Genomic DNA, 14121 nt, shown 5'->3' on the forward strand with positions numbered 1-14121 from the left:
TTTATTATTTGCAGATTTATTTTGTTTTGCAGCAATTAAATCTATAATTTCCTGAACACTTTCTTTTAAACCGTTGAATTTATTGTTTTCCATTTATTTATATATTATTTTTCAGATGAAGACTTATCTTCATTAAATTTCTTTACAATTTCTTTTAGTTTCTCCTTACGCGCAATTACAGCCTGTTTTGCTTTATCTTGTGCTTTGTGCAACTTATCGTTGTGTTTCTTGATATTCCTTTCGTTATTCCTTCCCATTATTGTATCTCTTTTTAATTTCTTCCAATGTTTTATTGGTAAAAATAAGTTCATTTATAATTGATTCTCGTAAAGCAGCAATATCATCATAATCAAAATATTTTGCCCATGAAGTTAATTGCTGTAAATTCCTTATTTGTTTAATTCTTTTTGCTGTATCGAAACTTGTTCTGAGTATCGCTTTATTGTCGTACTCTGGATTATTTTTATGTTGATAATTGACATTGTTCTTATTAAAATCAGCCTCAATATAATACAATTTATCGATAGCATTATCAGGATAAAAAGAACTCCAAGCTGCAAAACCTAATTTAAATTTAGATTCTGTTTCTGGTTCCAAAGCTACTAAACGCCATTTACTATTGGCTAATCTTCCCCAATGATTTGAAAAACGATACATCCCTAAATCTGAATAATAATAGGTACTCCCTGCCTTACTTTCAAACTGAATTTTTAATCCCTCAACCTCATTCATGGTTACTTCCTGAAAAACACAAAATGTATTTTTGAACGAATTTGGATTGGGTCTAAAGTTTTTTTGCATGTGCAAATATACTCAGATTGTCACGAACTCCCTAAACCAAACAATATATTGATTAACTTTGCATCATCAATTTTTAAATAAAAATATCATGACAAAAGCTTCTCAAGAAAAAATGTTACAAAAAGGGGTTTATACAGGAATAATGGAGAAGGACGAAAATAACAATTATTTTTGTGGTATATACCTTTTGGATTACAAGATGGGACATGCTAATCACGTAGTTGGAGATTGGATACGACTATAAAGTCTATAATCGAAAATCCAAGCGATATCAGTTATAACAAATATCCAAAAAAGTCAAAAAACTTTGACAAAGCAAATAATAAACCTGAACAAAAATAAAACGATTATTTTCAAAGTTTTAAACTTTCATACGCGGTTTAAATAAATAGCACATTTTTTACATCTCAAAATCAATATTTTAGATATTTTTTATATTTTTTACTACGAAAGTAAAAAGTTAAAAAAAAGTGTACCTTTGCAAAAAATTTGTCTTTTTTGAATTAAACAAATATTAATTTCAATCTAATAGACAAGTAGTTATCTTATTTATGAAAAAAATAGTTGAATACCGCAAGTTACTTAATGTAGACAAAACTGCAGAATTAAAAGATTTAAAAACCATTTACCGTAATGCTATGAAAGAATGTCATCCTGACAAATTTCAAGGTAACGATGCTGGTTTAAAAGAAGCAGAAGAGAAAAGAAATCGTTATTGAAGCTTATCATTTTTTGGAAGTATCAATCCTGAGACAATTAAACTAAACTTGCCAGAATATACAGAAACAATCGTGACTTCATCTATTACAGATTACAAATTTGTAGAAGGAAGATTAATTATTGATTTCTCAAATGGTAGTGTTTATGAATACATCAGCGTACCAAAAGCTACTTACGTAAAAATGGTAAATGCAGATTCTCCTGGAAGATTTGCAAAAGAACAGTACTTCTTAACTCTTTTACTTGGAGAAAGAAAACAAATCAAGACTAAATTTATAGTTCTTATAAAAAAGCATCCACCACTGGCGGATGCTTTTTTTTGCTGCAAAAACACATAAATTATTATTTTTTATTTTAAAATAAATATAAAAGAGTAGCTCCTACTTACTAAAACCGCATCAAACAGACTGATTACGAAGTTTTTACCCTACAAAAAACTATAACAAAATTTTAGGTTACAAAATTATTTATGTCTTATAATTTTAAATACTTTTGTTCCACAAATCAATTAACTAATTAATAATGAAAAAAATATTTTTTTTACTTACTGCTTCTATAGCAATAATTTCATGCAACAAAGTTAAAACGGAGAATACCTATTACTGGAACTGCAAAAGGAATTGAAAACGGAAAACTATAATCCTACAAACTCAAGATCCAGCTACTGGAGCTCCAATCTCTGTTGATGCTAAAGTTGAGGAATGGAAAATTCGAAATTAAAGGTAAAGTTACTGAAGCCTGCATTTCACATATTACAGTTACAAAGGAGCTCAAGGTCCTATTCCTTTTATCCTTGAAACTGGAGAGATTACAGTTGTTGTAGATAAAGACAGCATCCATAAATCTAAAATTTCTGGAACATACAATAATGATGAGTATGTAAAATTCAATAATGAGCTTATGAAAGTTCAAAAGAAATTAGTTGATTTCCAGAAAAAAAATACTGCAACTATGAATACTGCTCAACAAGCTAAAGATACAGCAGTAATCAATGGTTTAATGAAAGAATTTATGAAAATTCAAGGTGATGTTCAAAATGAAACAAAAGCGAAGTATACTACTTATGCTGAGTCTCACCCAAAATCTTTCATTAGTGCATTAATCATCAAAGGGATGTTAAACGATCCTTCAACTGATTTGAAAAAAGCTGAAGCTATTTACTCTAGTTTAGATGAGTCTGTAAAGAATACTAAGCCGGTAAAGAAATAAAAGAAAAAATCGGTCAAATGAAAATGCCTGCTGTTGGTGCTAGTGCTCCTCCAGTTGGTAGCGCAAACTGAAGGTCAGATTTTTCTGCTCCTAATCCAGAGGAAAATGGTATCGCTTAAAGAAAGTTTAGGCAAAGTTACTATTGTAGATTTTTGGGCTTCATGGTGTGGTCCATGTAGAAAGGAAAACCCTAATGTTGTAGCTATCTACAAAGAGCTTCATTCAAAAGGTCTTAATATTATTGGCGTTTCTTTAGATAAAGATGCCAAAGCTTGGAAAGAAGCTATTGCTAAAGATAATTTAACTTGGACGCAAGTTTCTAACTTAAAATTTTGGGATGAGCCAATTGCTGCTCAATACGGCGTTCAATCAATTCCTGCAACATTTATATTAGATGCATCAGGAAAAGTAGTAGCACAAGATTTAAGAGGTGATGAACTCAAAGCAAAAATTATTGAGCTTTTAGCCAAATAATACCAATTTTTAGAATAAAACAAAAAAAATCTCCTTAGTGGAGATTTTTTTGTTTTATTCAACATTGAGAATACATCTATTCAATTTAAGTGTCTGAAAAAGTGTTACATAATTACATAATACTAGCTTTTCCTTATCTCATTATAGTTTTTCATACTTTGCGCATCTGAAAAAACCTAAAGTCAAGACTTATCTCTCTATCAAACAAAATCGCGACTCAACATTAAACTATTTAAAAATAAAAAAATGTTCTTCATTAGCTGATCATTTACTACAAAATACAGTCTATAGCTACCTTTTTTAGAAACTTCAATAATCAAATAAGATTTATTTCATAATACCCGCAATCAATTCATCAAAAAAATGCTTAAAATACTTGAGAAATGATGGACTTAAAACAAAAAACATAAAGAATTTAACCTTGTATAATCAACATTAAAAATAAAACATTTTTTTTTACCTAATCATAGTTTTTTATTTTATTCAATACCAAGGATTTAAAAAACAACATAAAATAAACTCAAAATTAAGTACGATTTTAGTTTGCAGAATCTAAAAAGTTTCCTATATTTGTACCCGTCAAGCACAACAACGCAAGACAAAACGGGCTTCGGGGAGATACTCAAAGCGGCCAACGAGGGCAGACTGTAAATCGCTGTGAAAACTTCGCAGGTTCGAATCCTGCTCTCCCCACTAAAAGGGTAAAAGAAGTAAAAAGGTCACTTTTTCAATCTTTTCAAAAACCAGCAATAAACGTAGTAAAACCTGCAAATCCTAGGATTCGCAGGTTTTTTTGCATTTAAGACAGTTTTCAAAATTTATAAAAATACTCAAAATTTTTATGGTAGAATCGTGGCAGATTTGAGTGGTAAGCAAATTTGAAATCTCTATTTAAGTAAATTACATAAGGTTAAATATGAGTAATATTCAAGATTTAAATTAAAAAAAAGTTTCACCTATTTTTGATTATTCTTTAAATTCATTTACTAGAAATAAAATCCTAAATTTGTTAAAAACATCTCTAATTAGTAAAATCAAATTACTAAAAGACAATACATTATTAAAGGCTACAGCACTAATCAAATACTTTTGAATAATAAAATCCATCAATTAATATTGTTTTTTCACAGGCTTGAATCTATTTGCTTTTTAAAGTCTTAATTTAAGAGACTTCCCTGAGACAACGTGAAACATATAAACTTTCGCATTTTTTATTATAGCACATCCCGCTTAAAACATAAAGAGAATCTAGAGACATTGTAATATTGTTGTTGGCATTTTCATTCTGAAAGTTATAAAAATTTAAAAAAGGGAATGAAGTTCTACAATAAAAAAACGCAAAATATTGTTTATAGTAATGAAACCTAATTAATTATTTAAATTCTATTGTATGAAAAATATATTGTTATCAATTACAGTTCTAGTATTACTTTTTAGTTCTTGTAAAAAAATAATAAAAAGATACAACTGATGAAAAAATATCTGACATAAAAGAAGTTAGTAATACAAGCTCTTTAATAGGTTCATGGGTAGAGCCAAATCCTATTAATGCCAAAGAAGTACAAGGTTTTATACTTAAAAACGATAGCATTGCCGAATCCATCAATATGGCAACTTTACTCTATAAAAAATGGTGGAAAAAAGATGGAAAATTAATTTTGGTAGCTGAAAGCATAGGAAATCATACATCGGGAGTAGATACTACTAGTTATATAATTATGAAAAGCACAGAAAAAGAGCTAGAATTAAAAGACAGGGATTATATTGTTAAATACACTAAAAGATAACATTAAAATTATTTGTTATCTTTTTAGATAACTCGAACAGCCTATAGTTGTTTGCTAAGAAAGTTTTATTAAAAGAAACTATTAGCCCTCAGAAATGAGGGCTTTTTTTATTGCTATAAAAAAGAAATTATTAGGAAAATAACTAAACTAGCTCTATTTTCGTATTATTGAAAATACAGTCAGACGTTCTTATTATATTGATATTTTTTGCAAGGAGTTGTTTTTTATAGAAAATATTTCCAGAACCCTATAAATACGGTTCTGTCGTATCTGTCAGAGTAAAATATAAGAATTTAAATAATTTAAAATTGTCTGGCCGATTCAAAACCTTTAAAGCCTAATCCGTTTTGTATGCACCACTTTATAAAACGATGGTCCTGTTCGACAACATTGTTAAGGTATTTACATTGCTGGATTTTAATCTTTGAGAACGAACACTTGTTATATACTTTGATCGCTGCTGTATTAGAACCGCTTTTATCACTGCTTTATTACTCGTGTTTTGTAGTTATTACTAATTGCTTTAATTAGAAAACACTGAGCCCTCATTCTCTGTCTTTTCTAGTCAAAAAGAAAGTCAACCGTATTGCCTAATTTATCAACTGCCCTATATAAATAACACCAAATACCTTTTACTTTGATATAGGTTTCATCCAATCTCTGAGCTTGCCCTACTCTACCTTTTCTCTTCTTCATCTCTGATTCAATGAAAGGTGTAAATTTATAAACCCAGCGTTGGATCGTAGCATGATCCACAATCACTCCCCTTATCTTCATTATTTCTTCAACATCTCGATAACTTAAAGTAAACCTAAGCTTAAAATATACTGCCTGCAGAATAATAGACTTTGGACAACAATGACCTTTAATTTATTTTTCGACGGGTTTAAAATTATAAAGATAAAGTTATTCCAAAATGCGACAGAACCTCCTCAACACATAGAAGTTTAAACTCATAGAGCTAGTATTTATTTTTTAAAGAATCTTACCGAATACGCAGGCCTACGTATACGTATATATGAGTAGCTTTTTTTTTCATCTCCAATACTTTATACTGTTATTTTGCTCTAAAAAAATGAGCAACGAATTTTATCGATTTTAAAAATGATTACTTTTAAACTAAATAGATTATTTATTATACTTATTGCAAATACCACTTTAAACATAAATTCCTGTTAATCAGAAAACTATAAATACATTATAAATATTGCGCTTCGGATAAAGAAAGATTATAAATATAATGCTTCTGAATTAGAAACCGTCAGATTGATAAATGATTATCGAATTAGTATGGGGCTTAATACTTTAACAATGAACGATCATATTTCTTATATATGCGAAGAACACAATAACTTGATTTCAAGCAACACAGTAAATCACAATGGTTTCAATGACCGATATCAAAATATAATAAAAGTTTTAAGAGCTATAAAAGTTAGTGAAAACGTAGCATATAATTATAAAACTTCACAAGCTACACTTAATGCCTGGATAAGAACTGGGCCACAAAAAAAATCATTGAAGGAGATTTTACTCATTTTGGAATCTCAGTAACAGAGAGTAAAATTAATGGTAAAAAATATTACACCAATATTTTTGCTAAATTTACCTTGATTAATTCCTTGTTCAAGAACTTTTGTGATAGTTTTTTTTGGTACAAAAATAAGGAGGAGGTCTTTTTTTATTCTTATATTATTTTTTATATATAAATATTCCCCTCCTATTTTTTGTTCAAGAATTTGCTCCATTTTTTTATGAATTATGAGAAAGAGTAATAGCAATCAATTCCCAATCTTTAAAGGATTAAAAAAATATTTCTTTTTAATTCAAATTTTTCTTTTTCCTAATGAAATGATGGCAAACAATTTAAGAAACCAAAATATCATGAATAAGAAGATCACTATATCACTTAAGAATGTAAGTTTCGAGTAAGTAATAAACGAACTTGCAATTTACGCAGAAATAAAGTTTTCATATAATTCAAGAATTCTTCAAATGAAACCAAAAGTGAGTATTGAAGCAAATAAGATCGCTCTTTCAGATGTTCTTATTGAACTCTTAAAACCATATAATATAACTTATTTGGTAATCAATAATCATATTATTCTACAAAAAAAATCTAGTCATTTTTAAGTATTAACTAGAATATTAACCTTAATTAACTGCTAAAGAAACAATAGAATATACATACTTATCAGTAGGTAACGTTTAAATATATTACTCCCTTCTGAAAACAAAAAAACCAGTAAAACTACTGACTTTACTGGTTTTTATTGTAAAATTATTTTTTTATTTAACTATTGAAAAGCATAAGTTGCTAATCTAAAATTACTTGCAGAAGAAGTAAAAGTATAAACTGTATTAGGTACTCCTGCAAGTTTAAAACTTTCTCTCTTAACATACACCCCTTTTGGATTTGTTAATTCCTGATCTATTTTTTTCAAGTAATACAGGTTCTGCAACAAGTGCAGTTGCCGTTTGCCATGAAATATGCTTGAGGATAACGGTTTTGTTTGCGGCATCTTCAATAACATCAACATTATGATATAGAGTTGCTTTTCCTCCCGTAAAACTATACGCTATATAACTATCTCCTCCATCATTAAAAGTAAATTCAATTCTATTAACCTTTTGTGCAGTAGGTAAACTAGTGTTTATTTCATTCAATAATGTTTTACATAAAAGGGAATTCCCAGTAGTATTACTCAAAATCGATGCTATATATCCAAATCCAGTTGTTGGTTGCCCTTTTAAAAGGATTTTATAGTCGTCTGTTAAAGCTAAAGGTTTATTACTATACTTAATAGTAGCAGATACTCCATTTGTTCCAGTTGCTGTAAAACTACCATCAGCATCATTATAAACAAATTCAGATAAAGCTTGGTCTTTAATTACAATGGCAGGACTCACTACTATTCCAGTTGGAGAATACCCAATACCTATATTATAACTTTCAGAAAAACCTGCAGCAACTGGATTAGCAGTAGCAAAACGAGTAATTCATCAAAATTAAAATCAAATTGGCGTACAGTCGTTCCGTCATTAGTTTCCAAAAGTCTAAAAAGTGGTCGTCGTATATTCCTCCAATTACATTAGTCTCCATTGCAATATTTTGTGACAAATTAGTCCAATCTGCAGCAGTGGCTTTTACAAAACGCAATTCCTGAGACTTACGGTTGGTTCTAAAAACAATATCCCCTTTATCTTCTCCATAAAACAAAAACTGAAAATCCCCCAGATAGCCTTGTCCTTTTAAATCTTCGGTTGGGTATGAGTTTAGAATCTGATAAAAGATGTATTCTATTGGCTGTAGTAAAAACTACACTTACAGTACTACCAAGCTGAATCTCGTATTGACTATCATATTTTTTTGTATCACTATCAAAATCTGATGCCATTGTTACTTTCCCACCAGGAGCAAATTTAAATAAATGGGTATATCCTCCCAGTTGTGTATTATCTGTAAAATAAACGGCTTTCCATACCATACTCTGAGGAAAGTAATAACTCATCTAATTTTTTAGACTGAGCATTTGTTCTTGCAGTAGGTGCTTCCTCAAACTTTTCCTCAGTATCACCGTTACTGCAAGCAACTAATTGAATTGCTACAAAAGCAACAATTAGTAACTTATATAAATATTTTATTTTCATAATGTTTTTTTAAGTTAATGTTTTCGAACTTAATATGTAATTACTAATTATTAATTGCCATTAATTACAATTGTCGTGTTTTTTTCAGCCTCATCTCTTAATGCATAGAAATCCATATCAAAAGCATCTTTGAAGTACTTCACTACAATAGCTTCCTTTTTTTTGATATCTTCTCTTCCTTTAGTCACTTTTTATTCCTGCTAAAATAGCTGCGTATTCTGCTTTAGTATTAACTAAAATTACTGATGACATCTCAGCAAAATCCTCAACAATATTATTCCTTGCATAATTAGTTATAAAGCCCAATTCTCTTCGATGCCTCAGTACTTTCTAGATGCCAGGCTGCTGTATATCCAGAAGGAGTTATTTTACCCCATGCCTGCTCTTCAAAAGGTTTCGTCTGATTTAAAATATGAATGTACTCATGCTGAATCGTATGAATAAACTGTGAAACATTTGCGCGATCTTTTCTATTAATCTTATCTACTTCAAAAAGGGTTATTCTTTGTCCTCCTTCTGCAATACCTAAAGTTCTGGTACCATTATCATTCATATTAACTCCACCAACCAAAACAATTTCTCTCGGTGCTATTTTTTTAACAAAATCTGTACCTCCAATGGTTAAGTAGCTATTTAGCCATATTTTTTGAACAATTTCTAAGGCTGGCTGTACTTTATCGATAGTAGGAGGAAATAAAAACCTACTATTATCAACCGTATTCTGATTCCACTTATATTGTGCATAAATATTATACGGATTAAGATAATTGGTCGTAATCCATTTGTCCAGCTCTGTTTGTACAGGCTGATTAAAATTTAATTGGCTTTCCTTAGGTTGGTCTTCATGACCACAACTAGAGAAAATAAGAACTACTCCTGCAATTAATGCTATTTTTTTATATTGATTTATTATTTTCATACTACTTTATATTAAGTTTTTATCTAGGATTTTTTTCAACGCCATTACTAGATGCGCTAAGCGGTATTTGTAATACTCTACGTTTATCATCTTTAGCTAAAATATTTGTTGGGCGGTTGAAAATTTCATGCTTTACTTCAAGATTAAAACGTTTTATATCAAACCATCTCATTCCTTCATGAATAAACTCTCTTCTTTTAGCCTCTGCAATAGCTTTTATATATGATGTCTGTACTGGAGTCATATCATAAAATGGAGTATACTCATTGGCAATTACTGGATATTTAGCAACAACTTTAGCTTCTGTTAACTTATCTGTCGCAGCATTATAAGACTTTGTTCTCATCCCTAAAAAGAATTCCAACTCAGTATTAGCTTCAGCAATTCTATTAGCCATTACGAGTGCTTCAATTCTATTTAAATAAAATTCATCATTAGATAAAAGTACAGTCCCTAAATAAGGTTGACCAATATTAGCAGTTAGATTAGTATACTTGAAATACTCTTTGTACTTAGGAATAAATTCTGTCAGTCTATTATAAGAAAATGTTCTGTAATACCAGTCTTTGTTATAAATATTTGTTCCACTTCCAAGAATATCAATCGCTTGATTTGACCTTAAATAAAATCTATTTTGTTGAGTCGCTCTAGAATATATTGAATAGGATGAAACTATTAATAAGTTTGTAGTATGCTCTGGTTTTGCATAATCAACAAACTGGATGTTTAGGTCTAGACCTGTATACGCTAAATAATCTCTAATTTTTCCAGCTGGTTTAGATCCTAATCCTTCTTAAGGGCAATACTTTAGCCCAGTCTCCTTTTATTAAGATAAAAACGGCTTGCAAATGCTTTTCCTGCTTCTTTATTAAAATGAAATTTTGGTTCTTTATACTCGTTTGTTACATATTTTAAACCTTCATCTATATCTTTTTGAATGTAATCAAAAACTTCTGCAACAGTATTCCTAGTATATTTTTTAATCAATACTTCTTCTGGTTCAGTTACATATGGAATACCTAAATCAGCTGCTGCAGTTGCAGGATTATATTGCTTAGACCAGAATGTCACTAACATAAAATGGGAATAGGCTCTGGCCAATAATGCTTCTCCTCTTTGTGCGTTCAGATTAGCCGGATATCCTTGTTCTTCAATAGCCTGCAATGCCTTGTTTGCATGTGCAATAGCTCTGTAACAGGCATCCCAATAGTTTGCCTGAGTATCTATATCCGTTTCATCTTGCATTTCCCAATTATAATTCTGCTCATTTTTAGGTAATGTCTCTACTAATCTTCCATCAGTAACATTATCAGACATTGTTTCAGCAAAATCCATATATGTTCCTCCTATTGGATAGGCATTAACTAATAATTCTGATATTTTCTCTGGAGTATCTATTTGTGTTCTATTATCAGGTGTTTCTGAAAGAAACTCATCGCAACTACTAATACTTATAAGTAATAATAATGATAGCGTTATTTTTATATTTTTCATAATTGAATACTATTATAATGAAAGATTTAAAGTAAATGTATACTGAGAAGTGATAGGAAATGCAACTCCTCCTGTATTACGGAATTCAGGATCCTGACCGTTTAATCTCTTATCTGAATAAATTAACCAAGGATTAACTGCTGATCCTTTTAGAGTAAAAGTATTTAGACCTAACTTTCTTTTAAACTCTTTAGGAAATTCCCAACTTATTGAAATGTTTTTCAATCGCACAAAATCACCATCAGCTATTCTAACATCCGAGTAATTGTAAGTGTTATATGCTCTTGCAAGCGTACGTGCACCATCATAGTTCGCATTTAATCTCTTATCTGCAATAACTGGAACATTAGTAATGTTTTCGTCACCTGGATTTATCCATCTGTTAGTAAAGTCTTTTGTGAAAACAGTTAAATCATCATATTCACTATCATAAATAGGATTCAAACGAACTTTATTTCCTGCTGATCCAACGAAAAATACATATAATGACCAATTTTTGTAAGTAAAAGTATTTGCAAGACCAAATGATTTATTTGGCTCAATTGATCCTTCATATTTTAAATAATCCGTTACTTTATTATTATCCTGAAAATTAGCTCCGGTAATGTTATTTTGACTCTCCATCTTGCATTATAAATGTTGGTAATCCTTGGTTATTTAAACCTGTAAATTGGTAAGAATAAATAGCATTTCTAGGACGTCCTATAGCATTTCCTCCATTTCCATCAACTAAATCAAAAACTGTTGGCTGGTTTTCTAACTTTGTAATTTCCTGATTAAATACTGAAAAGTTAAATGTTGTTGACCATTTAAAATCTTTACTTACAATATTTTGTGTTGTTAAACCAATCTCCAAACCTTTGGTTTCCATGTTTGCATTATTACCTTGCTTAATTCTTTGCCCACCAATACCTGATGTTACTACATAATCAACTAAGTCAAAGGCTTTACGTCTGTAAACATCGGTTACCAATTGCACTCTGTTGTTAAACAATCCTAAATCTAAACCAATGTTCGTTTCAAATTGTTTCTCCCAAGTTAAATCTCCATTTTGCAATTGATCAATTTCAATACCTGTTTCTCTATCATCTAAATTTAAACGATTAGCTATCATACTTTTATATATAGCCAAAGAGTTTGTTGCAGGGCCGGCAGTTGCTGTAAGTCCATAAGAAGCTCTTAATGCTAAATTATTTACAACCTTTGAGTTTTGCATGAATTTTTCTTCAGAAGCGTTCCATTTACCACTAAAAGTATAGGTAGGTAACCATCTTGAAGAACCACTATTTCCTTGTCTGTTAGAACCATCATAACGTCCTGTAAACGATGCAGTATAACGACGATCATAGGTATAACCTACTTTTCCGAAGAAACCAACAGTTCGTTCTTTTTCTGCATTAAATGCAAAATAAGAATTCCCTTCATTGATTATTTTTTCAATAATTCTAGGATCAGTAAATGCAGTTAGACCTCTGTCATACTGAATTCCTGCTGCTGTAAAATTATCACTATTTCTATCTAAAGATCGTAACTCAGTACCGAAAAAGCCTTCTACTTCGTGTTTATCATTGAATGTATTTCTATAATTTACACTATTTCTGATATTATAAGATGTCATATCATTGTTGAACTTTCTTAAAAATCCTCCATTAGGTAAAACAGATACTGGTGGCGTAGATAAATCATTTGGATCTTTGTATAAAAAAATATTTGCATCTCTTACAATTGTAGTTTCCATTGCATTATAGGCACCAACAACATTCGATCCCTCTAGGATTTTATGCTCCCTTGTTGTATTGGCATAACGAGCAGACCCTGTAAGGTTATAAGTTAAATGTTTGTTTATTTTATAATCTAAATCCAACTGAAAACGGATATCTTTTACATCAATATCTAGATAATTAGTATTTAACTCATTAATAATATTCATAGGAGCCCAGTTATTACGATAATATTCTAAGTTTCTATTTTCATCGTAAGGTCTTAACGTTCTGCTCGTGTTTAAAACATAACTAAAAGGATTAATGTCGAAATCTCTCGTCACTTTCCCAAAAACCTGATCTTTCTGGCTTTCATAGGTACCCGGAGCTAGCTGATTTCTTACAGAAGCCATTGTAGATAAAGTAATATTTAATTTGTCATTTATAAAAAATGTCCCTTTAATGTTTGATGACAATTGTTTTACATTATCGGCAATAGTCCATCCTGGATCTGTATAATATCCTAAAGACGCATAAAACGTATTGTTTTTTCCTCCTCCAGAAAAACTCAAAGAATGACTTTGTGTTATAGAAGGTCTGAATAGAATTTTAAACCAATCTGTATTGGCTAGCTCATACTTTTTTAAAAAATTATTACGACTAACTGGATCATTGTTAACCAAATAACCACCTGTTTCAGGTACATAAGTATTAATAGCTCTTCCTAAAATATTATATACTCCACCGTATCTTCCTTGAACAGTTGAAGGTAAATCAAGATACCCTTTAGATTCCATTTCTTTAAAAATACTCATCGATTCTTGTGAATTCAAGATATCATATTGACTATAATTTGGTACAGCTCTAGCGGTTTGTTCTAACGAGTAAGATACTTTTAAAGGAGAATCTCTACGGCCTTGTTTAGTGGTTACAACCACTACCCCATTTAAAGATCTTGATCCATAAATAGAAGTTGCCGAAGCATCTTTTAATATTTCAATACTCTGGATATCATTAGAGTTTAAACCTGCAACTGATGAACTCAATAAGGTTTCTGAGTTTCCAGAAGCTAAATCCGCAAATGAAATATTGATAATATCTTCTTGTACAACACCATCAATAACCCATAACGGTTTGGTATCTCCAAAAATTGAAGAGGATCCACGCACTGTAATTTTAGGAGCTGTACCAAATGTACCTGTAACGTTTTGAACTGTAACCCCAGCCGCTTTTCCTTCAATCATTCTACTGATATCTGCGACTCCATCAACTTTTAATTCTGTTCCAGAAATTTTGCTAATCGCTCCTGTAAAAGTTCTTTTTGAAGTTTTTTCATAACCAGTTGTAATCACAACCTCTTTTAAAT

General features: G+C 30.3%; 20 protein-coding genes, 1 tRNA gene and 2 pseudogenes. 9 read left to right on the forward strand and 14 right to left on the reverse strand.

Features of this window, described 5'->3' with window-relative positions:
- Positions 1–104: 104 nt before the first annotated feature.
- The gene (locus tag AC1RYN_RS15205; protein WP_164998683.1) at positions 105–257 is read right to left on the reverse strand and encodes a hypothetical protein; all 153 of its coding nucleotides are present in this window, start codon (positions 255–257) and stop codon (positions 105–107) included.
- Positions 244–801, reverse strand: a complete 558-nt coding sequence (locus tag AC1RYN_RS15210) for a hypothetical protein (protein ID WP_481807626.1) — start codon at positions 799–801, stop codon at positions 244–246. Before AC1RYN_RS15210 ends, AC1RYN_RS15205 begins: the two co-directional genes overlap by 14 nt.
- Positions 802–889: 88 nt before the next feature.
- Here AC1RYN_RS15210 and AC1RYN_RS15215 point away from each other — a divergent pair.
- From AC1RYN_RS15215 to AC1RYN_RS15245, 7 genes and pseudogenes are all read left to right on the forward strand, one after another.
- Positions 890–1143, forward strand: a pseudogene (locus tag AC1RYN_RS15215) (hypothetical protein).
- Positions 1144–1352: 209 nt separating this feature from the next.
- Positions 1353–1520: a J domain-containing protein gene (locus AC1RYN_RS15220; protein ID WP_481807627.1), complete on the forward strand. Its 168-nt coding sequence runs from the start codon at positions 1353–1355 to the stop codon at positions 1518–1520.
- A 48-nt stretch (positions 1521–1568) separates the two neighbouring features.
- Complete coding sequence (locus AC1RYN_RS15225; RefSeq protein ID WP_481807628.1) at positions 1569–1859, forward strand: KTSC domain-containing protein; 291 nt, start codon at positions 1569–1571, stop codon at positions 1857–1859.
- 562 nt (positions 1860–2421) lie between these two features.
- Positions 2422–2730: a hypothetical protein gene (locus AC1RYN_RS15230; protein WP_481807629.1), complete on the forward strand. Its 309-nt coding sequence runs from the start codon at positions 2422–2424 to the stop codon at positions 2728–2730.
- A gap of 105 nt (positions 2731–2835) precedes the next feature.
- Positions 2836–3204, forward strand: coding sequence for a TlpA family protein disulfide reductase (locus AC1RYN_RS15235; RefSeq protein WP_481807630.1), 369 nt, complete (start codon positions 2836–2838; stop codon positions 3202–3204).
- A gap of 612 nt (positions 3205–3816) precedes the next feature.
- Positions 3817–3897, forward strand: a tRNA-Tyr gene (locus AC1RYN_RS15240).
- Positions 3898–4748: 851 nt separating this feature from the next.
- Positions 4749–4991: a lipocalin family protein gene (locus tag AC1RYN_RS15245; RefSeq protein WP_481807642.1), complete on the forward strand. Its 243-nt coding sequence runs from the start codon at positions 4749–4751 to the stop codon at positions 4989–4991.
- Between the two features lie 561 nt (positions 4992–5552).
- Here AC1RYN_RS15245 and AC1RYN_RS15250 read toward each other — a convergent pair.
- On the reverse strand, positions 5553–5768 hold the full coding sequence (locus AC1RYN_RS15250) for a DDE-type integrase/transposase/recombinase (RefSeq protein WP_481807631.1): 216 nt from the start codon (positions 5766–5768) through the stop codon (positions 5553–5555).
- Positions 5769–6257: 489 nt separating this feature from the next.
- Between AC1RYN_RS15250 and AC1RYN_RS15255 the strand changes: the two genes are divergently transcribed.
- Positions 6258–6545: a CAP domain-containing protein gene (locus AC1RYN_RS15255; RefSeq protein WP_481807632.1), complete on the forward strand. Its 288-nt coding sequence runs from the start codon at positions 6258–6260 to the stop codon at positions 6543–6545.
- Here AC1RYN_RS15255 and AC1RYN_RS15260 read toward each other — a convergent pair.
- The gene (locus AC1RYN_RS15260; RefSeq protein ID WP_481807633.1) at positions 6539–6739 is read right to left on the reverse strand and encodes a hypothetical protein; all 201 of its coding nucleotides are present in this window, start codon (positions 6737–6739) and stop codon (positions 6539–6541) included. The two genes, AC1RYN_RS15255 and AC1RYN_RS15260, sit on opposite strands and share 7 nt — an antisense overlap.
- Positions 6740–6953: 214 nt before the next feature.
- Here AC1RYN_RS15260 and AC1RYN_RS15265 point away from each other — a divergent pair, with 214 nt between their 5' ends.
- Positions 6954–7124: an STN domain-containing protein gene (locus AC1RYN_RS15265; protein ID WP_481807643.1), complete on the forward strand. Its 171-nt coding sequence runs from the start codon at positions 6954–6956 to the stop codon at positions 7122–7124.
- 261 nt (positions 7125–7385) lie between these two features.
- On the opposite strand, the gene AC1RYN_RS15270 is transcribed toward AC1RYN_RS15265, so the two are convergent.
- From AC1RYN_RS15270 to AC1RYN_RS15315, 10 genes and pseudogenes are all read right to left on the reverse strand, one after another.
- Positions 7386–7901 (reverse strand): hypothetical protein, encoded by a 516-nt coding sequence (locus tag AC1RYN_RS15270; RefSeq protein WP_481807634.1) that lies wholly within the window; start codon positions 7899–7901, stop codon positions 7386–7388.
- Between the two features lie 67 nt (positions 7902–7968).
- Entirely contained in the window at positions 7969–8211 is a 243-nt protein-coding gene (locus AC1RYN_RS15275; RefSeq protein WP_481807635.1) for a hypothetical protein, read from the reverse strand.
- Positions 8192–8479: a DUF4302 domain-containing protein gene (locus tag AC1RYN_RS15280; protein WP_481807636.1), complete on the reverse strand. Its 288-nt coding sequence runs from the start codon at positions 8477–8479 to the stop codon at positions 8192–8194. The genes AC1RYN_RS15275 and AC1RYN_RS15280 overlap by 20 nt, the downstream gene beginning before the upstream one ends.
- The gene (locus AC1RYN_RS15285; protein WP_481807637.1) at positions 8448–8642 is read right to left on the reverse strand and encodes a hypothetical protein; all 195 of its coding nucleotides are present in this window, start codon (positions 8640–8642) and stop codon (positions 8448–8450) included. The genes AC1RYN_RS15280 and AC1RYN_RS15285 overlap by 32 nt, the downstream gene beginning before the upstream one ends.
- Before the next feature lie 50 nt (positions 8643–8692).
- Positions 8693–8830: a hypothetical protein gene (locus tag AC1RYN_RS15290; protein ID WP_481807638.1), complete on the reverse strand. Its 138-nt coding sequence runs from the start codon at positions 8828–8830 to the stop codon at positions 8693–8695.
- Entirely contained in the window at positions 8823–8894 is a 72-nt protein-coding gene (locus tag AC1RYN_RS15295; protein WP_481807644.1) for a hypothetical protein, read from the reverse strand. The genes AC1RYN_RS15290 and AC1RYN_RS15295 overlap by 8 nt, the downstream gene beginning before the upstream one ends.
- A gap of 37 nt (positions 8895–8931) precedes the next feature.
- Complete coding sequence (locus tag AC1RYN_RS15300; protein ID WP_481807639.1) at positions 8932–9561, reverse strand: substrate import-associated zinc metallohydrolase lipoprotein; 630 nt, start codon at positions 9559–9561, stop codon at positions 8932–8934.
- 19 nt (positions 9562–9580) lie between these two features.
- Positions 9581–9958 (reverse strand): hypothetical protein, encoded by a 378-nt coding sequence (locus AC1RYN_RS15305; protein WP_481807640.1) that lies wholly within the window; start codon positions 9956–9958, stop codon positions 9581–9583.
- A 410-nt stretch (positions 9959–10368) separates the two neighbouring features.
- Positions 10369–11055: a RagB/SusD family nutrient uptake outer membrane protein gene (locus tag AC1RYN_RS15310; protein ID WP_481807641.1), complete on the reverse strand. Its 687-nt coding sequence runs from the start codon at positions 11053–11055 to the stop codon at positions 10369–10371.
- A 12-nt stretch (positions 11056–11067) separates the two neighbouring features.
- Positions 11068–14121: pseudogene (locus tag AC1RYN_RS15315) on the reverse strand (SusC/RagA family TonB-linked outer membrane protein); the annotation flags it as partial.

It is taken from the genome of Flavobacterium sp. TC780, assembly GCF_056783245.1.